The sequence below is a fragment of the Janthinobacterium aquaticum genome, assembly GCF_009208565.1.
Classification (GTDB): domain Bacteria; phylum Pseudomonadota; class Gammaproteobacteria; order Burkholderiales; family Burkholderiaceae_D; genus Janthinobacterium.
Window position 1 is genome coordinate 254,007 of the sequence record NZ_WFLK01000001.1, and the last position, 19,811, is coordinate 273,817.

General features: G+C 63.5%; 16 protein-coding genes and 1 pseudogene. 10 read left to right on the top strand and 7 right to left on the bottom strand.

The features are described from left to right. The first annotated feature begins 17 nt into the window (after window positions 1-17). Both GCM43_RS01085 and GCM43_RS01090 read left to right on the top strand, forming a co-directional pair. Entirely contained in the window at window positions 18-2,153 is a 2,136-nt protein-coding gene (locus GCM43_RS01085; RefSeq protein ID WP_152241664.1) for a T6SS effector phospholipase Tle3 domain-containing protein, read from the top strand. A gap of 121 nt (window positions 2,154-2,274) precedes the next feature. Then, entirely contained in the window at window positions 2,275-3,609 is a 1,335-nt protein-coding gene (locus tag GCM43_RS01090) for a hypothetical protein (RefSeq protein ID WP_226929259.1), read from the top strand. Window positions 3,610-3,617: 8 nt separating this feature from the next. On the opposite strand, the gene GCM43_RS01095 is transcribed toward GCM43_RS01090, so the two are convergent. Then, entirely contained in the window at window positions 3,618-5,072 is a 1,455-nt protein-coding gene (locus GCM43_RS01095; RefSeq protein ID WP_152241665.1) for a M20/M25/M40 family metallo-hydrolase, read from the bottom strand. 149 nt (window positions 5,073-5,221) lie between these two features. Here GCM43_RS01095 and GCM43_RS01100 point away from each other — a divergent pair, with 149 nt between their 5' ends. The 3 genes from GCM43_RS01100 (at window position 5,222) to GCM43_RS01110 (ending at window position 7,442) form a co-directional block, all read left to right on the top strand. Next, window positions 5,222-5,764: a GNAT family N-acetyltransferase gene (locus tag GCM43_RS01100; RefSeq protein WP_152241666.1), complete on the top strand. Its 543-nt coding sequence runs from the start codon at window positions 5,222-5,224 to the stop codon at window positions 5,762-5,764. Between the two features lie 141 nt (window positions 5,765-5,905). Next, the gene (locus GCM43_RS01105) at window positions 5,906-6,364 is read left to right on the top strand and encodes a glycine zipper 2TM domain-containing protein (protein WP_152241667.1); all 459 of its coding nucleotides are present in this window, start codon (window positions 5,906-5,908) and stop codon (window positions 6,362-6,364) included. A gap of 154 nt (window positions 6,365-6,518) precedes the next feature. Beyond that, window positions 6,519-7,442, top strand: a complete 924-nt coding sequence (locus GCM43_RS01110) for a PP2C family protein-serine/threonine phosphatase (protein ID WP_152241668.1) — start codon at window positions 6,519-6,521, stop codon at window positions 7,440-7,442. On the opposite strand, the gene GCM43_RS01115 is transcribed toward GCM43_RS01110, so the two are convergent. Next, window positions 7,432-7,851, bottom strand: coding sequence for a DUF2177 family protein (locus tag GCM43_RS01115; RefSeq protein WP_152241669.1), 420 nt, complete (start codon window positions 7,849-7,851; stop codon window positions 7,432-7,434). The two genes, GCM43_RS01110 and GCM43_RS01115, sit on opposite strands and share 11 nt — an antisense overlap. Before the next feature lie 300 nt (window positions 7,852-8,151). Between GCM43_RS01115 and GCM43_RS01120 the strand changes: the two genes are divergently transcribed. Further along, window positions 8,152-9,741, top strand: coding sequence for an FHA domain-containing protein (locus GCM43_RS01120; protein WP_226929260.1), 1,590 nt, complete (start codon window positions 8,152-8,154; stop codon window positions 9,739-9,741). A 300-nt stretch (window positions 9,742-10,041) separates the two neighbouring features. Continuing rightward, window positions 10,042-10,524 (top strand): annotated as a pseudogene (locus tag GCM43_RS01125) (metal-dependent hydrolase); the annotation flags it as partial. A gap of 120 nt (window positions 10,525-10,644) precedes the next feature. Here the strand turns inward: GCM43_RS01125 and GCM43_RS01130 are convergent. The 4 genes from GCM43_RS01130 to GCM43_RS01145 all read right to left on the bottom strand — a co-directional run bounded on the left by GCM43_RS01130 (window position 10,645) and on the right by GCM43_RS01145 (window position 16,660). Further along, window positions 10,645-11,538 (bottom strand): pirin family protein, encoded by an 894-nt coding sequence (locus tag GCM43_RS01130; RefSeq protein ID WP_152241671.1) that lies wholly within the window; start codon window positions 11,536-11,538, stop codon window positions 10,645-10,647. Next, complete coding sequence (locus tag GCM43_RS01135; RefSeq protein WP_152241672.1) at window positions 11,535-11,933, bottom strand: OsmC family protein; 399 nt, start codon at window positions 11,931-11,933, stop codon at window positions 11,535-11,537. Before GCM43_RS01135 ends, GCM43_RS01130 begins: the two co-directional genes overlap by 4 nt. Before the next feature lie 87 nt (window positions 11,934-12,020). Then, window positions 12,021-14,342 (bottom strand): bifunctional serine/threonine-protein kinase/formylglycine-generating enzyme family protein, encoded by a 2,322-nt coding sequence (locus GCM43_RS01140; protein ID WP_152241673.1) that lies wholly within the window; start codon window positions 14,340-14,342, stop codon window positions 12,021-12,023. Between the two features lie 17 nt (window positions 14,343-14,359). Beyond that, window positions 14,360-16,660 carry a coiled-coil domain-containing protein gene (locus tag GCM43_RS01145; protein WP_152241674.1) on the bottom strand — a complete coding sequence of 767 codons (2,301 nt, stop codon included), beginning with the start codon at window positions 16,658-16,660 and terminating at the stop codon, window positions 14,360-14,362. 343 nt (window positions 16,661-17,003) lie between these two features. Here GCM43_RS01145 and GCM43_RS01150 point away from each other — a divergent pair, with 343 nt between their 5' ends. The 3 genes from GCM43_RS01150 (at window position 17,004) to GCM43_RS01160 (ending at window position 19,228) form a co-directional block, all read left to right on the top strand. Beyond that, the gene (locus tag GCM43_RS01150; protein WP_152241675.1) at window positions 17,004-17,234 is read left to right on the top strand and encodes a hypothetical protein; all 231 of its coding nucleotides are present in this window, start codon (window positions 17,004-17,006) and stop codon (window positions 17,232-17,234) included. A gap of 124 nt (window positions 17,235-17,358) precedes the next feature. Continuing rightward, window positions 17,359-18,057, top strand: a complete 699-nt coding sequence (locus GCM43_RS01155; protein ID WP_152241676.1) for a YXWGXW repeat-containing protein — start codon at window positions 17,359-17,361, stop codon at window positions 18,055-18,057. A gap of 145 nt (window positions 18,058-18,202) precedes the next feature. Continuing rightward, window positions 18,203-19,228 (top strand): transporter, encoded by a 1,026-nt coding sequence (locus tag GCM43_RS01160; RefSeq protein WP_413770917.1) that lies wholly within the window; start codon window positions 18,203-18,205, stop codon window positions 19,226-19,228. A 43-nt stretch (window positions 19,229-19,271) separates the two neighbouring features. Here GCM43_RS01160 and rnk read toward each other — a convergent pair whose 3' ends face one another. Further along, window positions 19,272-19,679 carry a nucleoside diphosphate kinase regulator gene (rnk, locus tag GCM43_RS01165; protein ID WP_152241677.1) on the bottom strand — a complete coding sequence of 136 codons (408 nt, stop codon included), beginning with the start codon at window positions 19,677-19,679 and terminating at the stop codon, window positions 19,272-19,274. Window positions 19,680-19,811 lie beyond the last annotated feature (132 nt).

Sequence of the window (19,811 nt, forward strand, 5' to 3'; positions counted from 1 at the left end):
AATGCGATGGGATCTGCATGCAAACGCCAGAATTTCCCGGGCCAGACTGTGTTTTGCTGGCCGAAGTTGAAGGCGTCACGCGCTTCGACAAGGGCCTGCTTGACGCCGTCGTGCGCCTGCCCCGTCCAGGCATTATGATCTTTGTTCACGGTGTCAATTCCGATGGCGAATGGTATGACGAGGCCGAACAAGGCTTGTGCGCAGGACTCAACGCCCGCCTGAAACGGCGCGACCAGGACTTGCACATTTCCGGGCCGGCAAGCGGACAAATGCAGCCAGCCCGGTATGCGCGTGAACTGACAGAAGACGGCTTTCTCAACCCCAGGCGCAACGCCACGAACTTTCTACAAGCCGACCATGCCAACTCGCCCGTGATCCGTTTTCGCTGGGGCTACAAGGCCAGCGGGGAAGAACTGCAGCAGTTTGGTGATGGTATTTACCTCAATGAAAAAAACTACTGGGGCGGTGGCCCGTTTGCCAATGGCTGCAGCGCCCTGCCCGATTTGTGGAGCGACGGCCTGTCGGAAGAATTATTTTTGTGGATGCATATCCAGCATATGAATCCGACCAATGACCGCCAGGTCTATGCCTGCCCGCCGCGCGCTTACTTCGTGTTTGCCGCATGGCGCCTGGCCCGCCTGGTGCAATCGATACGCGCCTGCCAGCACGATGCGCCCGTCACCATCGTCTGCCATAGCCAGGGCAATATGGTGGCCATGGCGGCCGCTTTTCTTGGCGACAGGCTGGGACCGTCTGCCGTGGCCGACAGCTATGTACTGTGCAACCCACCATACAGCCTGCTGGACAGCAACTTCACGGAAAATTGGATCAGCGGCAACTTGAAGGACCCACATGGCAATACGGGCCGGCAAAAGTACACGGCGCGCGCACAAACGCTGAAAGCCTTTTTTGCCATCCTGCACACGCGTCAGGGGACGCAACAGGACAGCGCACTGGTCGACCAACTGTGCGCCAACCTCAAACCGGAGCGCAAAGACAGCTACACAGCAGTGGCCGACCGCGAAGATTATGGTTTGAACGGTTTTGTCCACGGTCGCGTGACGCTGTATTTCAATCCGCACGATCAGGTCATCTCTGCCACACCGATACAAGGTATAGGCTGGCGCGGCATGTCGGCGCAGGAAATTGCCGACACCGGCGGAGAAGGCGTATTTACTCAGCGTGTCTTTGCGCAGAACCACCTGGTCGGGCAGGCTGGCGAGAAAGACTTCGATATCTGGCAGCGCGATGGCAAGCCGCTGGCGCCAGATAGCCATCAATTCTGGAGTCCACCGTCAAAGATTGCCGTCTACTCAATCGAGAAGGGCCTGCGTGCCAGCCGCAGCATCGGGAGCAAGATACTGACGTTCCTGCTTGCACCGATTGCCATTATCGCCACCAGTCTGGCCCGCACCCGTATCAACGCATTGCCGCCGGAACATTGGAAGCTGCCAATGAACGCGCCGGCCCTGCCCGAACCATTCTTGCCTGAAGCCAAACGCTATGGTGAGGTCAGCCTGGCCTTCGACGAAGGGTTCGATATGCCAGCCGAAGCCCTGGATGCACAGCGCGCCGACGCCGATGGCGATGCGTACGCCGGACATCGCAGCAAGGGACGCGGCAATGCCGACAGCGAAGCGAGCCTGAAGTATGAAATGAACGGCATGCTGCGCATGCAGGCGCGTCGCGAAAAGCTAGTCGAACCCGGCCAGCCAGTCACGCAGATAGATCAACCCGAGACCGCAACTACGTCGTTTAACACCTGGCGCAACAAGGAAATACGCCACTATCTTGGCGCCAATATCGATACCTACGCCACAGATCATTCCACCATCCTGACCTGCGCCGGCAATGCGGAAAAAGCGCTGGCATATGACGTGGCGGTGGGGGTGTGCACGATCAGCAACGAGCAGTTGCAGACGCTACGAATTGCGGCGGACTGGCGAATACTGGCAGGCTTACCTGACGAAAATGAACATAAACAATTCAAAGAGTATTTCGCTGATGGTAAGTACATAGGGTTATTGCTGTCAGTATGGGTCAATAACGAGAAGTGCGCAGCCAAGATGCCTGAAAAAATCATGGATGAGCGCCAGAACCAGCGCCCACAAGTAAATTACAGCGACCTTATCTTGAGGACAGACGGTGCATAACTTCCGCCCTACAAGTCGTCGACGAATTGCTTACGCACTAGTTACTTCCGTCGTACTGACAAGCCTGGCAGTGTCATGCAACTCAACTCCCTACATTAACTATGAAAATATTGGAGCGATCATGAAGGCCATCGAGATACCTTTACTTTTAACTATTGCAATCTATGCTCTGCTAACTGCATGTGGAGTCAAGCCTGCAACGGAAACCAGCGTACTGCGCAGCAGCGCCAATGTTCCGATATCGCCACCATTTTCAGCGCAGGTTGTCGGCCTGCAATGGCTCAATCCCCTGCAGCGGCGCGACTATCCGACGCAATGGCAGTTACTCTGGACCTTGGGCCTGGCAAAACCCAACAAAAATGATGATATGGTGAGAACCGATCCGCGCGCTTTTACGACACTACAGGCAGTGTCATACATTGCAGCCGGAAATGACGGTAAAGAGACATTCAAAGGTTACCACCATAAATATGTGGAAGTGTTGGTCGATCAAATGCACGACAATTACTTTGCCAACTCGCGCTACTTTTACAATGCGCATTCGATCCGCGATAAAAAAACCCGACGCGAACTCGCTGGTATTCGCATCGAATACGCACTACCCGAAGCCAAGCTTGACGAGCAGGAGGCTGGCAACTTTACCAGGGACTATATTGCCAGGGTTTTCAGTATCGGCAATCCGGGTTCCCCTACGCTGTGGACCAGCCCCACCCCGCCCGATGTGCACTTAACCATGGGCAGCAATAACGCCGGCTTTGTCTCGCTCGAAGCTGGACTGAAGTACCTGCAAGCGCATCCCGACAAGACCGTCTGGGTCATGGGCTGGGATGCGCCGAGCCGGCCAAAAGATACGCAGATCAATGAAAACATGGTGCTGCTGGTGCTGGCTGGGCCGCACTACAAGACAGAACGCGCTGCGCTGGCCTGGATAGGCTATCCGGCCAGCAGCAATGCGCAGCATTTCGAACCATCAAAGGACAAGCCGCCGCGCGCCGTGCAGGCCTGGCAGGCGGTGCTTGCCCAGGCGGCACACAACAGCGGCAGGACTGAGGAGGATATTGGCTTTGTGATCCACGACGCCAACCGCAGCCTGCCCGCTTCATCGGACAGGCTTGGGCAACTGGCGCATGCCCTGACACTAGAAGTACCAGGTTTCGATTTTCTGCCGCAAACCTTCAACACCCCGGCCCTGCTGGGCGAGATGGGTGCCGGCACGGCGCTGACCAATGTGGCGCTGGCCATCGGCCATGCCAACCACATCGGCAAGCCGGTGCTGGTAGCTGGCACCAGCGACGCCAGCAAGCTGACCGCCGTGCTGGTGCTGCCGCCAGCCACCGTGCGCCCCATCGATCACGACAAGCCCTGGTTTCGCGCCCGCGGTGAAGCGTATGCGTATCTGCCCTGGTGGGGGCTGCGCCATGATGAAGACATCATCATGCAGGGCTTTTCGCGCTAAAGCCGGACTTACTCCTGCTCTGGCGCGCGACCGATTTCGCCATCCAGGTTGGCCAGATACCAGGCCAGCGACGACATCACTGCCACATTGCGCTTGAGGTGCTCGGGGTTGACCTTGTCGAGCGTGTCGGCTGGCGTGTGGTGGTAGTGGAAGTAGCTGTGCATGTCGACCAGCGGCTCGAAACTGGGCACGCCGCCTTTTTCCAGACGATGCAAGTCGCCCGAGCCGATTACGTCGCGGCGCGTAAATGCCTGCGCGCCGATCGGCAGCAGTGCTGCGCGCAGCGGTGCGAACAGTTTTTCCGCTTTCGGGCCGACGCCGGCCAGGATGCCGAAGGGGCGCCCGGCGCCGCCATCCATCTCGATGGCCGCATACTGCTTGGCCAGCGTATTCTTGTTGGCGTCAAAATAGGCCTGGCCGCCACGGCCGCCGTTTTCCTCGTTCATCCAGGCGATCACGCGGATGGTGCGGCGCGGACGGTAGTCGAGCTTTTTCAAGGTCTCGATCACGCCCATGGCCGCGACCACGCCGGCACCGTCGTCATGGGCGCCGGTGGCCAGGTCCCACGAGTCGAGGTGGCCGGAGACGATCACCACTTCATCGGCCTTGTCGGTGCCGGGCCAGTCGGCAATCACGTTGTAGCTGTCGGCGTCGGGCAGCGTTTGCGGCGTCAGTGTCAGGTGCATCTTGAGCGGGCCGCGTGCGGCCAGGCGGCCCATCAGCAAGGCGTCTTCCACCGTCACGGCGGCAGCCGGAATACGCTTGCCGTCCTGCAGGCCGGTCGCGCCCGCATGCACGATGCGGAAATCGGCGCCGCCGATCGAGCGCACCAGCGCAGCAGCGGCGCCCAGGTCGGCCGCTGCTTTCGGGCCGTTGAAGCGGAAGCGCGAGCCCTGGCCATAGGTGGTGCCGGCCAGGCCGCGCTCGGCCATTTCCTGGTCAAACGGCGTATCGATCAGCACGATGGCGCCCTTGACTTCAGCGGCGCGCGCATTGAGTTCTTCCAGGCTACTGACGATCACCACTGGCGCCGTCAGGCCGGCCGCTGGCGTTGCGCCCGAGCCGCCCAGCGCGGTCAGCACCACGCGCTGCGCAATGCCGGCCGGACGGCCCGCATAGTCAACGATCTCGGCCGTTTCCACGCCGCGCACCCAGTGCGGCACCTTGACCGGCTGCAGCGTGACTTTGGCGCCCAGCTGGCGCATGGTGTCGGCCACCTGCTGCACGGCGGCGGCAGCGCCGACCGAACCGGACAGGCGCGGGCCGATCAGGTCGGTCATATCGGCCAGGCGTTCATAAGCCCAGTCGCTGCGCAAAGCGCTATCGCGCACCTGCGCCAGCGCTTCGGGCGAATTGCCGGGCGCAGCAGCGCAGGCACCACCGGCAGCAACGCCCAGCAGCATCGAGGTAACAGCGAGGGAAACAGCACGGCGCAGCGGCGTGCGGGAACGAGAAAAATGCATGACTATCCTGTACGGGAGTGTAAGGCGCAGGGCGCAATCTGAAACGATAACGTATTTATTGTGTGTTTGCATCAATATTGCCACTGCCACGCGACGCCGCGATGGCATCTCGGGTAACATCAGGGTTCGAACCGCCACTGGACTACGCCATGCTCAAGGGAACCCTGTGCACCGTGCGGCACTTGCAGGCCGCCGATCTGAACGCTTATATTGCACTGGTCAACGACCTGCCCTCGCGCGGGTCGTTTTTCTCCTTGCAGTTCAAGTCGCCCGAAGCGATGCGGCGCGATTTCCTGCAGACCGGCTTCGTGACCGAGGACAGCGAATTGTTCGTGATCGAAGACCTGCACCAGAATATCGTCGGCACCATTACCCACTTCAAGACGCGCACGCCAACCAGTCGCGAGATCGGCTACCGCCTGTTCGACCCGCAGCGTTTCGGGCGCGGCTATATGTCCGAGGCGACACGCCTGCTGGTCGACTATCTGTTTGGCGCCTATCCGTATCACCGGCTCGAACTGCTGATGGATCCGCTCAATACCGGCTCCGAGCGTATCGCGCAAAAGAACGGCTTTACGCATGAAGGCGTGCTGCGCCAGGCGTTTTTTATCAACGGCGTAATGCGCGATGTAAAAATTTACGGCCTGCTGCGCCCCGAGTGGCAGGCGCGCCTGGACGCCTCACAGCGCTGAATTTGCGCTGAACTGGCGCCGACTTGTTACGGTCCGTTTGGTTTGTAATAAGTTGTATTAAACATGGATGGACTGTAATGCGGCCGCTATAGTTCACTGCATGCGGATCATGGTGATCACGCCGGAATGGAAGGAAATGCCATGTTGAACAAAAAACTCCTCGGTGCGGTAATGGTAGCGGCAGTTGCGGTGTCTTCGGCCGCGTCGGCTGCCGGCGACCGCGATTTCAATACTGTTGCTGGCGCCGTTGTCGGAGCGGCCATCGGCAACAACACTGGCGGCACCAACGGCGCGATTGTCGGCGGCGTGATCGGTGCTGCGGTAGGTAATAGCCTGCGCACCAATGATCGCGGCTATGACCGCGGCTATCGCGGCGGCTACTATCAGAGCGCGCCGCCCGTGTATTACCAGCCAGCGCCACGCCCGGTGTATTACCAGCCAGCGCCGCGCCCTGTGTACTACGCACCGCCACCGCGCTACTACGGTCCGCCACCGGTGGTCTACGTTGAACCAAGCCGCGGCTACTACCGCGACCACGGCCGCTGGGACCGCCGCGACTACCGCGATGATCGTGGCCACGGCTGGGGACACCGCCGTTAAGCGATACTGAACGCTCCCCGAAAACCTGCGCCGGCTTGCCGGTGCAGGTTTTTTTTCGCCAGCGATCGATGCCGCCAAGTTGCTGGCGCTGGCACAGCGCTTCGGCTAAGCTGTCGGTATCGTCCACAGCGCGCCACCAAGAGCGCCCTACCCCATGCATTTCATTTCAGAGGCGCTTGATTTCGGCCCACGGCTCGACCTTGCCGCCGCAACCAGCGTCGGTGCGGGCGCCTTGAAACGCAGCGAAAACCAGGACAATTTCCTGCTGATCGACGCCAGCGGCCAGGCAGCATTCCTGGCCAACCAGCTGCCGGAACGCTTGCACGTGCCCGACTGGCCTGCGGGACATATCCGCGCCGCCGTACTCGACGGCATGGGCGGCCATGGCAATGGGCGCGAAGCGGCAGAAGCGGGGGTGCAAGGCCTGCTGGCCATGCCGGCCTGCACCAGCCATGCCACGCTGGCAGCAAAGCTGGACCAATTGCATGCGCAGCTGCAGCAGCAGTTCAATCAGGCGCCGGCGGCGCGCCCGCCCGGCACCACCCTGACCCTGCTGGAAATGCCGCCCGATGGCGATCCCCTGCTCTACCACGTCGGCGATTCGCGCCTGTATGAAATAAGCGAAAACAGCGTGACCTGCCTGACCGTCGACCATGTGCCGGCCACCGTGCATGCCATGGCCGGCCTGATCGATGAAAGCGGCTGGCGTGCGCGTGTGCATGGCCAGCACCATCCGCAGATTGCACAGGCCTTTATTCTTGGCAATGTCATCAACGACAGGCTGGAACTGCAGTTGCCGCTGGTGGCGCTCGATGCCGGCAATCTGCCGCCCTTTCTGGTGCACCTGGGCGACCGCAGGGCGTTGCCGTTGCGACCTGATGCGGTTTATGTGCTGGCCAGCGATGGCTTCTGGTCCTGCGCCAGGCCCGACGAGGCCATCGCGCGCTGGCCGGCGCTATGCCGCGGCAAGACGGCGGCGCAGGCCAGCGAGGCGATTCTGTGCGACTTCATGCATCAGCCGCCAGCTGGCCTGCACAGCGACAATCTGACAGCGCTGGTACTGCGCCTCAAGGCTTGAGCCGGCGCGCCGCCAGATAGCCGGCGCTTCCCGCCAGCGCGCACAAAAACGTGCCCCAGGCCAGGTCGATCAGGGTCAGCGCCAGTGGCCAGTCGCGCAAGGTGGCGTAATTGGTCAGATCGTAAGTGCCATAAGCCATCAGGCCCAGCAAGGCGGACAGACGCGCCGTGGTGGCAAGACTGCTGCTGCGCAAGCCGGGCAGCACGCCAAACACCAGTAAACCGATGCCGATCAGCAGGTAAAACGCGGCGGCGGGTGCCAGACGCGGCTGCGCCAGCATCAATGGCCCCAGCCATTCGGCGTAAGTTGGTCCCATCAGCACGCCCAACCACAGGGCGTCGGCAGCAAGAAACACCAGCAAGCTTGCAATATAGGCGGCAGCGAGTGGCTGCCAGCGGCGGTTTGTCATAACGGGCTTTCAGGCGAGGTTCGGAATTCCAGCGTAAGCAACTGGCGGCGTTTGCTCTGTACTACCGGATACATATAGCACGCATTAAAGCATGATTTATCTGACATGCCTGAAAAGCCACGAAATATGATTTAATGCAATAGTTTCCAAGAAGAATTTCAAATCGGGCTTTATCGTCGCATATATGCCGCAAAAAGCGGCATTTGACAGGAAGTGCCGATTCCCAATCGAAGCAAAAGCGCGTAAGCTTGCTGCTACGACAGAGGGCGCCAAGCCCCAGATGGTTCGAGTCAGAATGACATGAAAAAATGCAGCAACCCGCAGCACCCGCACTGTACGTTCTGGGTCTTGCCTGGGGAAAGCGCCTGCGCGGGCAACCACCCGCAAACCAGCGCCGAACCAAGCAGCTATGACCTGCTGAACGCAATGCGCAGCGCCCGTTCCGAGCAATCGGCAACGGCGGGTACGCGCGCGCCTGCGCCTGCTGTTGCCGTTACCCAAAACACCTATAGCAAGGCCCCGCCCGAGCGCGTGCAAGCAACACCGGCACCGGCAGCGGCGCCATCGGCTGCGCCCATGCGCCCGTTCTCGCAGGCAGTGCAGGCGCACCTGCATATCAGCGGCTTCGACCCGCGCGCCGCCGGCGGCCGGCAGACGCTGAAAATGGAGCTGCGCGGCATGACTGCGCAAGCGGCGCCTCAGCTGACGCTGCGCCTGCGCTCCGAACTGATCCCGCGCGGCGCCGTGCAGCACGACGTGGCGCGCACCACGCGCGGCGACTGGCGCCCGGTATTTGTCGACTTCTCGTCCCGCAACAAGGAGCACGGCCAGTACCAGATCGACGTCGAACTGCAAAGCCACCGCGACGGCGCCATCGTGCAGAAATGGGTGTGCACATTCGTGATCCTGGTGCCGCGCCGCGACGCCACGCTGACGGAAATCCACCAGATCTTCCTCAGCACCCACAAAAACGTGCGCGTCATGGCCGACGATGCGTCAATTGCCCGCGTAACGGGCGGCGACGGCTGCAATCTCGATATCACGGCGCGCAACGCCGGCATCGCCCACGTCGACCTGTCGGCCCCACAAGGCAAGGTCGATATGGGTTTTACCACCATCGCCTGGGACGAAGAACTGATCGAGGTCGACATCCCGCGCAGCAGCGACCAGCATCCGCATCGCAGCCAGGCCGCCTGCATCGTCAACGCCGCACCGGAAAGCGGCGCACAGCGCCAGCTGCGCCTGTTTGCGCTTGACGAATGCGTGCTCGGCCGCTTTGAACTGGTGGACCCGGAAAGCGATGTACTGCTCAGCCATTTCAGCGCCGACGGCCAGGACAACAACGGCCTGACCCGGCGCCTGTCGGGCAGACATGCGATTATCCGCCGTGGCCAGTCCGGCTTCGAGATCGAAGACGTGTCGCGCTACGGCCTGCTGCTCGACGGCGCCTGGCCCGGCAAGCACAAGCCCGTGCCGCTGCGCCCGGGCATGCGGATTGAACTGTCGGCCAGCATCCGCAATATCGTGGTACTGGGCGTGACTGCCATTTTGCCGCACGGCGTGATCCTGCACCGCCTCGACCAGGGTGCGCAGGCTGAATGCTTTTTTCTGCTGCAACCGGAAACGCGCCCCACTCTGCCTCACGATGCCGGCCACGCTGCACCCCAGGCAGCCGCCCTGCCACTGCTGTTCCACCGCCACGGCGGCTTCTGGCATCTGGACCCGACCAGCGACCGCGAAACCGCACTGGCGCCCACCACTGCGCTGGCCAGCCTGGCCGGCCTGGGTCGCCACCACCGCCTGGCCAGCGAGCCTTATCCCGAATGCTGGATTATCCGCACCGACGGCGCCGGGCTACGCGATGACGTTGGCGCTGCGCTGACGGTTTAGGCCATTGTTCTGTAGCTAGCCAGTGAACATCACGTAGGTCGGATCAGGCCCCAAAGGGGCCGTAATCCGACAACATTGTTGGCACGGCCGTTGGTGTTGTCGGATTACGCGCTTGCGCGCCAATCCGACCTACCAGCTCACCCCAGCGCCTGCTTTGGGGTTAAAAATCACCCCGCATTTAACAAATAATTTACACATCTTGTGCAAATAGCCTCGTCTATTACCCTTGTGTACTGTATATTCATCCAGCAACCAACTCTATGATTTTACAAAGCGCCACGAAAGCGTTTTACATTTTCCATGGCTTCCAACAAAGCGCATCATGCGACCGGCTGGGCTGCCGGCGTGATCGCCGCAGCGCTGGTGGCGCACGCCGATGCAGGCGGGCCGTATCACCTGCTGTCGATTGCCGCGTTTTTAATGGGTGCGCTCGGCGGCACGGCGCCGGACTGGATGGAAGTGGCGTGGTGGGCGCGCACGCACAAGCTGTGGATCACGCACCGCACCTGGACCCACTGGGGCCTGGCGTGGATCGCCCTGCTGGTCTATACCTACCTGCAACTGCCGCACCACCTGTGGGCGCCGCCGCTGTTCGGTTTTGCCGCCGGCGGCATCATGCACCTGCTGGCCGACTGGCCCAATCCGCTGGGCGTGCCGTGGATTATCCGCCGCCACTCGCTGCGCTGGTGGAAAAGCGGCCGGCATGATCTGATCGTGATCGCCGCCGCCTGGCTGGCGGCGGTAGTGGTGGCCGACCATGTGTTTTTTAATGGCGTGCATTGGCAGCGCTGCAGCGCGCTGCTGGTGGAACTGGCGCAGCAGACGGCCAGCGCAATCAGGCAAGCCTGGGAAAGCCTGCTACGCTGGCAGCATATGTGGCGCTACGGCAGCGCGCCTTGAGTGTTACAGAAACTGCGGCGGTGGGCGCACTGGCGTCTTGGGCAGCCGGATAAACTCGGTCTCGCCCGGCACCTGGCCCATGCGCTGCGCGCTCCAGTCGTCGGCCGCCTGCGCCAGGCGCTCCTTGCTCGACGAGACGAAGTTCCAGAAAATATGGCGCGGCCCATCCAGCGGCGCGCCGCCGATTACCACCAGCTGCGCGCGACCGTCGCCGGCCGTGACCACCGGCGCCGCGCCGGTATCGAGCAAGGCCATGGTGTGCGGCGCCAGCGCCACGCCGTCGAGCAGCACCTCGCCGCTGACCGGGTAGACGGCCGCTTCGGCCGGCAGGCCCTCCAGCGACAGGCTGCGTCCGGCTTCGAGCACCACGTCCAGGTACAGCGTCGGCATGCAGGTGGCTACCGGCGAAGTCTGACCGTAGGCGCTGCCGATCAGTACCTTGACCACGGCGCCGTCGAGCGGCACCACGGGAATGTCGGCCTGCGGCGTATGCGTGAAAGCCGGCGCATCCTCCTCGTTGGCCTTGGGCAGCGCGGCCCACAGCTGCAGGCCATGCGTGCGGTGCGGCTGGCCGGCCAGGTCGGCCGGCGTGCGCTCGGAATGGACGATGCCGCGCCCGGCCGTCATCAGGTTGATCGCACCGGGTTCGATGCGCTGGATTGAACCGATGCTGTCGCGGTGGTCGATCGCACCTTCGAACAGATAGGTCACGGTAGCCAGGCCGATATGCGGATGCGGGCGCACATCGTGGTTGGCGTCGGGCGCCACATCGATCGGGCCGAAATGGTCGAAGAAGATAAACGGGCCGACCGCCTGCTTGACGGCTGACGGCAACAAACGGCGCACCACGAAGCCGCCGCCCAGGTCCTTCTCGTGGCTTTTCAGGATCGCGCTCATGCCAGCACCGTCGTCACTTCGGTGGTCACGGCCGTCATCAGCTTGTGGATCGGGCATTTGCCGGCCACCGCCAGCAATTCCTCGCGCTGCGCGTCCGACAGGTCGCCGGTCAGGTGCAGGCTGACGGCCAGGCGATAGACGCCCTTGCGCTCGTCGCTGGCGTCGCGCTCGGTGGTCACTTCGACGTTTTCCAGCGCAATATTCTTGTGTTTCGCATACCACAGCACCGTCAGCGCCTTGCAGGCCGACAGCGCCGCGTCGTACAGGTCGTGCGGCGAAGGGCCGGAATCGCCGCCGCCTTCGGCCACGCTGGCGTCGGCAGAGATGATATGGTCGCGCACGTGCACGATATGGCGCATGGGTTGCGACTGGTCGCGGATGGCTGTGATGGTCATGGCGTTCCTTGCTGCGTTAAGAAAGCCTCAATTTACACGCTTTGCCGGTTTTGCGCAGCCTGTCAAAGGAGAGGGCCGCCGGCAAAATTACCCGACCTCGCGCGCCACGCGAAAGCCCACGATATCGTTCGACAGCACTGCCGAATAACCGTTGCGCAGCGCCGAGCGCAGGTAGCGCGGATGGTACAGCCAGGAGCCGCCGCGCAGGATGCGCCGGCTGCTGTCGGCGCCGTCCTCCCAGGCGCTGCCGTCAACGGGGGCGCCCTGGTAGTTGTCATGCACACTATCCTGTACCCACTCCCAGACATTGCCGTGCATGTCGTACAGACCCCAGGCGTTGGGCGCAAAAACGCCTTGCGCCGTGGTGCCGCCGCGATACTGTCCGCGCTCGCCGCCATTGTAGATATACAGGCCGTCGTAGTTGGCCTGCTCGGTGCTGATGGTCTCGCCGGTATGGAAGGCGGTGCGGCTGCCGGCGCGGCAGGCGTATTCCCATTCGGCTTCGCTGGGCAGCCGATAGCGCTGGCCGGTCTTTTCGCCGAGCCAGGCCAGGTACAGCTGCGCGTCGTTCCAGCTCACGCCGACTACCGGATGCAGGTCGGTCTGCACGAAGCCGGGTTTTTCCCAGTTGGTCTCGAGCCCGCCGTTCCAGCCGGTGGCGCGCACAAAAACGCGCCATTCGCCGACGCTGACCGGATGGCGCGCCAGCGCAAACGGCTGTGCGATGCCGACCCAGTGCTGCGGCATTTCACGCTCCAGCCAGCTTTTTTGCGCCCCGGCGCGCATCGCCGCCTTGTGCTCTTCCTCGTTTGAGCCCATCTGGAAACGGCCGCTGGGAATCAGCACCAGCTCGGGGCCCTGGCCGCTGCCATCGAGGAAATCGTCGCGCAGCAGGCCGTCGGCAGCGGGGATCGATGCTGGCGCTGTTACTGGTGCAGCACTGGCCTCAGGCGACGCCTCGGGCGACGGTTCGACCGGTGAAGCGGCGCGGCTGGCCTGCGCCTTCTCGGCAGCCTCCCTGCGCGCGCGCTCCTGCTCGGCGCGGTAAGCTGCTTCCGCCTTGGCCTGCACCGCCTTGCGCTGCAGTTCCTGGTGCGCCAGCAGCGCCGACGCGGCATCGGCTTCGCGGCGCGCGCGCAGCTGGCCGCGCAGCGCCTCCTTGCGCAGCTTGCGCGCCTCATCGGCTTCGCGCTGGCGCTGCGCTTCCTGCTCGCGGCGCACTTTGTCCAGCCGCTGCTTTTCCAGCGCCGCCGCATGCGCTTCGGCCTGGCGCCGCTGCGCCTGTTCTTCTTCGAGCTTGCGCGCCGCTTCCCTGGCCTGCTGCGCTTCAAGCGCCGCCTGCTGCTGGCGCTGCGCCTCGCGTGCGCGCTCCTGGCGCGCCTGCTCCAGCAACTCCTCGGCGGTTGGACCGGCGGCGCGTTCCAGGCTCTCCAGCAGCGCCTGCACCGACTGCGCACGCAGTTCGGGCGTCATCGAGAAACCGTTCTGCAGCACCTGCCACTGCGTGGCGTTAAGCGCCTGCGGCGCCGACGGCAAATGGCCGGCTTGGCGCACCTCGTCGAACGGCATGCGTCCTTCGAGCATCTGGTAGATCATGACCGACACCGCATACACGTCGAGGCGCGGGCTGGGCTGGCGCTGGTAGGCGCCTGCTTCCGGCGCGCGATAGCCGTCGGTGCCGGCGTTGGGCGTTTCCAGGCCGATGCTGCTGCCGGCGTTGCGCACGCGCGAGGCGATGCCGTAGTCGAGCAGCTTGACTTCGCCGCCAGCGGTCAGGAACACATTGCCCGGCTTGATGTCGCGGTGTACCAGCTTGTGCTTTTCCCACGCATACGACAGCGCTTCGGCCACCGGCGCCAGCAGCTGCTGCACTGCCGGCAGCGTCAGCCTGCCCTCGCGCGCCAGGTAATGTTCGAGATCCTCGCCGTCCAGGCATTCCATGATGATGAAGTAGCTGGCGGTGGCCGGGTCCTGCGCCCACTCGTAGACGCGCACGATATGCTCGTGCGCCAGCTTGCGCGCCTGGGTCGCTTCCTCGATCAGCAGGCGGGCGTGGGTCGGGCTTTGCGTCAACTGCGGCGGCAGGATCTTGAGCGCCACCATTTCGCTGCTGCCCAGTTCGGCATGCGTGGCCAGGTCGGTGGCCTGCCATACCTGGCCCATGCCGCCGGTGCCGATCAGCCGTTCGAGCCGGTAACGGCGGTTTTGCGGGCCGATTTCCTGGCCCGCCATCAATCCCAGTTCGGTGCCCTGGCGCACCGGCAGCGGCGCCGGCGCCGAAGCACCGGGGGGCGCATATTCGGCATCGAGGATGGCGTTCTTGCGGTGTTCGAATTCCTGTTCGCTGAGCAGCCCGTCGTCATGCAGGGCGCGCAGTTCGCGCAGTTTGTCTCGTGCTTTTTGCATCATCTAAAGTGAAGCTTCCATCAAGGCTGCAGCGCCACACCGCAGGCGGCGCAAAATTTGTCTTCCGGATGGCCGATGCGCAGCAGGTGGCCATTGGCGCAGCGGCCGGCCATGGCGCCGGCAGCCTGGCCGGGCAGCACCGCCTGCGCCACCGCCACGCCCAGCTGCGCCTGGGCCGCCAGCGCCTGGCCGTGCGCCGTATTGTGCAGATTGATCAGTTCGAGCTGGGCGCGCCGTTCGCGCTCGGCCTGTTCCTGCAGATAGGCGCGCTCCTGGCTGGCGCCCTCTTGCGCCATGCGCATGGCGTCCAGCGGGGCCACGCTGTTTTCCGCAGCCGCCAGCGCCGCCAGCGCATGGATCTGTTCGGCGCTCATGCCGGCCTGCAGCTGGGTTTTCAGCACCTGCGCCAGCACGGCCGCATTGGGGCCGGCCGCCAGCGCTACCTTGCCGGTATCGCTGAGGGTGCCGACTTTTTCGACCCGGTCGATCTCGATGCGCGCCAGTTCGGCCGCATGCGCCTGCTGCGCCACCAGCGACTCATAGTCGCTCTTCCAGCGCGCATGGTCGTGCTCGCGCTGCTGCCCCATCGCCAGCAGCTCGCGCTGCCACTGCGCCTCCTGCTCAAGCTGGCGCAGTTGCTGGCGCTGCTCTTCGATCTGCAGCGCATCGAGCTGCGCCAGGTGCGCTTGCTGCTGCAGCTGGCGCGCGTGCACGCCATCGGCCTCGATGGTGCGCATCAGCTTTTCCTGCTGGGCGACGGCGTCCTCGCGCGCGCCGGCGCGGCGCAGCGCCGCCACTTTTTCCGCCACGTCGGCCGCCTGCACCTGCGCCGCCTCGTCCTTGTGCGCCTCGGCACGCAGCAGTTCGCGCTGGCGCGCCAGCTGCATCTGGTCTTCCCACTCCTGCAGCCGCTGCGCTTCGCGCTGGCGCGCCGCGTTGGCCAGCGCCAGCCCCTGCCAGGCGGCCTTGTGTTGCTCGGCTTCGAGCTCCGCTTCGCGCCGGGCCGCCGCCATTTCGCTCTGGCGCAGCCGCGCCAGTTGCGTGCGGCGCTGCGTTTCATCGTCGATCAGCAGCGCGCTTTCCATCTGCTGGCTGATCGACTGCAGGTGTACCTGGTGCGTAAAGCGCTGCTGCGCCAGCTGCAGCTGTTCGCGCCCATTCAATTGCGACAGTTCGAGTTCGCTGCGCATCCTGATCGCCGCCATCGCCTGCAAATGCGCCCAGCCAGCCGCCTCATCGGCCTGCGCCGCGCCCTTCCTGGCCAGTTCCTGCTCCAGCTCGGCCACCGCCAGCGCCGCGCCATGGTCGAGCGCCTGGCGGCGCGATTTCGCTTCCAGGATGCGGCCATACAGGTCGATCTGGCGTCCGCGCAGCGCCTGCCGGCGCTCGGCTTCCTGGTGCGAAAGCTCGGCCTGGCCCGCACGCGCTTCCTGCTCCAGCTCGCTGCGCCGCAGCGCATGGCGCACCGCCATTTCCTCGCGTGCGATGCGCTGCCATTGCTGTTCGTCGTAGTGCGCGTTGTCCTGCCCCGCCTCGCCATCGGGCGGCAAGCCCCCCAACCACAGCGTGCCGATGGGCGCGTCGCTGCCCTCTCCGGCCGCAGCTTTCTGATGGCGCAGCGCCGTCGTCTGCACGCGTGCTGCTGCCAGTCCCGACGGCGCCAGGCGCTGCGTCAGCGCCGTTTGCAGCCGCTCGTCGAACTGCGGCCGCAGGTCGGCATCGGCCTGCATCTCGCGCAGCGCGCGCGAACCGATGAATTCCAGCGCAATCTGGCGCACCGAAGGCAGCAGCAAGGCGTGCAGATGGGCCAGCGTCACGGCGCCGGGGGCGCGCATGAACTGGCGCGCGAACGCTTCGGGCTGGCCCAGCGCGATATCGATCTGCACGCTGGCTGCCACCGCCAGCTGCTCGGTGCTGGCCAGGTCCAGCTCGAACGCCAGCGCCAGCGCATCGGCGCGCGCCAGCAGCACTTCGGCCGGGCGCGCCGGCATCAATTGCGGCAGGCGCGCAAAAAAGCTGGCCGAATCGTAGTCTGCCGGCGGCACCGGCGTAATAGCGTCGCCCTGCACGATCCAGGCGCGCGTGCCGGCCGGCACCTGCAGGCGCCGGCCGGGCGCGCCGAACAGCGAGGACAGTTCGCGCACGCCGAAAAACAGCGCCAGCTGGTCGTCGGCCAGGCGCCACTCGTTGGCGTGCAGCACCGCATCGTTGCCGGGCGCGCCCAGCGACAGGCCGCACTCGGCGCAGTAAGCGGCAGCGGCAGCATTCTTGTGTTCGCAACGGGGGCAACGGGCGCCGCCAAAACCAAACAATTGGAACATGTAAGACTCCTGATGATGTAGAGATGCCCGGCGCGCCTGAGCTCTGCCGCTTGGCGCCAGGCGCCTGCCCTGCCGATTCTAGCAGGCCGGGCACGACCGATCACGCCAGCATGGCCTGAAGATAAAGAATGCCATGAAGCAACTGCACTCATAAGCCCGGATACAGGGCTAATTGTCCCTCAATTCCTGCGGTGGCGACGCCAGAAACGCAGCGAGCGCCTTCCAGCGCCGCATTTTGACGCTTTATCCTGCAAAAAGCGCAACTGGTCGCAAGCGCGTGGAACACGCCGGCCGGCTGACCTACAGTACATACATCGCCAACCCGCCACTGAAAGGAAACATCATGAAAGCGCTGAAAAACTTCGAAGCCATGTTTGTCGTCGCCGTTGCCCTGGCCTGCTCGGCCAGCTATGTCAGTGTCGTGCAGCCGCAAGCCGGCGAGACCGCCAGCGCCGCGCAAACGATGCATGTGGTGACCGTCAGCGCCAAGCGCATGACGGCGCAGGAAAAGCAGCTGTCGCTGCTCGAAGAGCGCCAGCAGCTGTCGCGCAACGTCACTGCCAGCACGCTGTAATTGTTACCGCCGCAGATACACGGCAGCATGGTTTTGTGTCAAATGTAATAAGTTAATTCAAATCCGAAAACACGTATCGCAAGTGGCTATAGTTCACCTCACATTATCACCGAGGGAGCCAACCATGAAACCGATCACCATCTATGCAGCAGCCATGCTGGCCATCAGTACCGCAGCGTTTGCGCCGGTCGAGGCGATGGCCCAAGGGTCCAGTGTCAGCATCGTTATCAGCAGCGCTCCGCCAGCGCCGCGCTTTGAAAGCGTGCCGGCACCGCGCAGCGGCTATGTCTGGGCGCCCGGCTACTGGAACTGGAACGGCCAGCGCCACGTGTGGAATGAAGGCCAGTGGTTACGCGAGCGTAGCGGCAACCAGTACCGCCGCGCCGAATGGGTGCAGGAAAACAATCGCTGGCGCCTGAACCAGGGCGGCTGGGTCGCCGTCTCGCAGCCGGTGCGCTATGAAGAAATCCGCATCGCCCCGCCGCCGCCGCGCCGTGAAGCGATTCCGCGTCCGCGCCCCGGTTATGTGTGGGCGCCCGGACACTGGGAATGGCGCACCCGCAGCTACGCCTGGACGCCGGGCGTGTGGATCGCCGAACGCCCCGGCTATGTGTATGCGCCGCCAAGCTGGAGCCAGCGCAACGGCCACTGGCAGATGGACCAGGGCCGCTGGAACGCGCGCGGTCCGAACGGCGACCGTGACCGCGACGGCATCCCGAACCGCCAGGATCGCCATGATGACCGCTATGACCGCCATGACCGCGATCACGACGGCGTGCCGAACCGCGACGACCGCCGCCCCAACGATCCGCGGCGCAGTTAAGCCGGCATGATTGCGCAAAGGCCACCTTCAAGGTGGCCTTTGTCATGTCACGGTAATATAAATTCTCTACAATCGCGCGACGATCAATACTGCATCATTTACTGTATCAATCACTGCGAATGACTGCGCGCGGAAAACAAACACGATGACGATGGAAACTGCCGGCTTTACCTATGGTTCGGATACTTCGGGCCTGGTCTGGGGCTTTTTATTTGGCCGCGAAGCCCAGCCGGTAGCACTCGATTCGAGCGCAGCGCTGGCCTGGCTGGCGCAGGAGGCGCGCCCGCCGGGCCAGTTCCTGTGGCTGCACTTCAACCTGTCGCACGCGGCCAGCGAAAAATGGCTGCTGGCCCATACCAGCCTGGCCGACGAATTTTACGAAACGCTGCACCAGGGCTCGCGCTCGACGCGCATCGAGCATGTTGAAAACAGCCTGATCGCCGTCGTCAACGATGTAGTGCACAATTTTTCGTTTGAAGCGTCCGACATTTCCACCATGTGGGCCAGTGTCACGCAAAGCCTGGTATTGACGGCGCGCCGCGCGCCGCTGCAGTCGATCGAGCGGCTGCGCCAGGCCGTCATCCGGAACCACGAACCGATCCGCTCCTCGGTCGAACTGCTGGTGCACCTGCTGCGCGACCAAGCCGATGTGCTGGTCAATATCGTGCGCGATGCGGTCGCCCGCGTCGACGATATCGAAGACAATCTGCTGGCCGGACGGCTGGTGCCCAAGCGCGAAGTGCTCGGTTCGATGCGGCGCGTGCTGGTGCGGCTGCAGCGCCTGCTGGCGCCGGAACCGGCGGCCCTGTTCCGGCTGCTGCAGCGTCCGCCCTCGTGGGTGTCGGAACACGACAGCCTGGACCTGCGCCAGTCGACCGAGGAGTTTTCAGTGGTGCTGAGCGACATGACCTCGCTGCAGGAGCGCATCAAGCTGCTGCAGGAGGAAATCGCGGCGCGTGTCAACGAGGAAAACGGCCGCAGCCTGTTCGTGCTGACCATCGTGACGGTGCTGGCGCTGCCGATCAATATCATTGCCGGCATGCTGGGCATGAACGTGGGCGGCATACCGCTGGCGCAGGACCCGGAAGGCTTCTGGATCATTGTCGCCGTGATCGTCACCTTTACGGTGGTAGCGGGCTGGGTGGTGGTGCGGATGCAGAAAAACAGCTGAGAGCGTCTGCCACGCACGGCAGGCGCCGTGCGCATGGCACACGCTAGCGGTGAAACTCGCCGGCGCGTTCGGGCTGGTAGACGATCTCTTCGATCTTTACCTGCACCACGCCGCCCGGCATCGGCCAGCTGATGCTGTCGCCCACTGACAGGCCCAGCAGCGCGCTGCCGACCGGTGCCAGCACGGAAATGCGGTCGGCCTGGCCGTCGACATCTTTCGGATACACCAGCGTCAGGCAGAACTGCTCGCGACCTTCCACCGTAAAGCGCACCGTCGAATTCATGGTCACCACGGTAGGCGGAATTTCCTGCGGCTCGAGCACGTCTGCCCGGCCCAGCTCGGCCAGCAGCGCGGCGCGGTCCGGCGACAGGCTATTGCCCAGCGCATACAACAGTGTTTCCAGGCGCTCCAGGTCCTGCGACGATAAAACGATTTTTGGTTTTGTTTCCAAGTCTTCCTCTCTGGTCAATTCATCAGCGGATTATGGACGAACTCGCGACGCAAGGCCATAGCCCACGATGGTTTGTCAATAAAATTTATTAAAATCAATTAGTTGCAATAAATTAGATAAGCAATCTTGACG

Bases quoted from the DNA above. Each gene is read 5' to 3' on its own strand.
- GCM43_RS01085 (WP_152241664.1), top strand. From the start codon at position 18: ATGCAAACGCCAGAATTTCCCGGGCCAGACTGTGTTTTGCTGGCCGAA.
- GCM43_RS01095 (WP_152241665.1), bottom strand. From the start codon at position 5,072: ATGCATTTTTCTCGTTCCCGCACGCCGCTGCGCCGTGCTGTTTCCCTC.
- GCM43_RS01090 (WP_226929259.1), top strand. From the start codon at position 2,275: ATGAAGGCCATCGAGATACCTTTACTTTTAACTATTGCAATCTATGCT.
- GCM43_RS01135 (WP_152241672.1), bottom strand. From the start codon at position 11,933: ATGACCATCACAGCCATCCGCGACCAGTCGCAACCCATGCGCCATATC.
- GCM43_RS01145 (WP_152241674.1), bottom strand. From the start codon at position 16,660: ATGTTCCAATTGTTTGGTTTTGGCGGCGCCCGTTGCCCCCGTTGCGAA.
- GCM43_RS01100 (WP_152241666.1), top strand. From the start codon at position 5,222: ATGCTCAAGGGAACCCTGTGCACCGTGCGGCACTTGCAGGCCGCCGAT.
- GCM43_RS01110 (WP_152241668.1), top strand. From the start codon at position 6,519: ATGCATTTCATTTCAGAGGCGCTTGATTTCGGCCCACGGCTCGACCTT.
- GCM43_RS01140 (WP_152241673.1), bottom strand. From the start codon at position 14,342: ATGATGCAAAAAGCACGAGACAAACTGCGCGAACTGCGCGCCCTGCAT.
- GCM43_RS01160 (WP_413770917.1), top strand. From the start codon at position 18,203: ATGACGATGGAAACTGCCGGCTTTACCTATGGTTCGGATACTTCGGGC.
- GCM43_RS01105 (WP_152241667.1), top strand. From the start codon at position 5,906: ATGTTGAACAAAAAACTCCTCGGTGCGGTAATGGTAGCGGCAGTTGCG.
- GCM43_RS01150 (WP_152241675.1), top strand. From the start codon at position 17,004: ATGAAAGCGCTGAAAAACTTCGAAGCCATGTTTGTCGTCGCCGTTGCC.
- GCM43_RS01115 (WP_152241669.1), bottom strand. From the start codon at position 7,851: ATGACAAACCGCCGCTGGCAGCCACTCGCTGCCGCCTATATTGCAAGC.
- GCM43_RS01120 (WP_226929260.1), top strand. From the start codon at position 8,152: ATGAAAAAATGCAGCAACCCGCAGCACCCGCACTGTACGTTCTGGGTC.
- GCM43_RS01155 (WP_152241676.1), top strand. From the start codon at position 17,359: ATGAAACCGATCACCATCTATGCAGCAGCCATGCTGGCCATCAGTACC.
- GCM43_RS01130 (WP_152241671.1), bottom strand. From the start codon at position 11,538: ATGAGCGCGATCCTGAAAAGCCACGAGAAGGACCTGGGCGGCGGCTTC.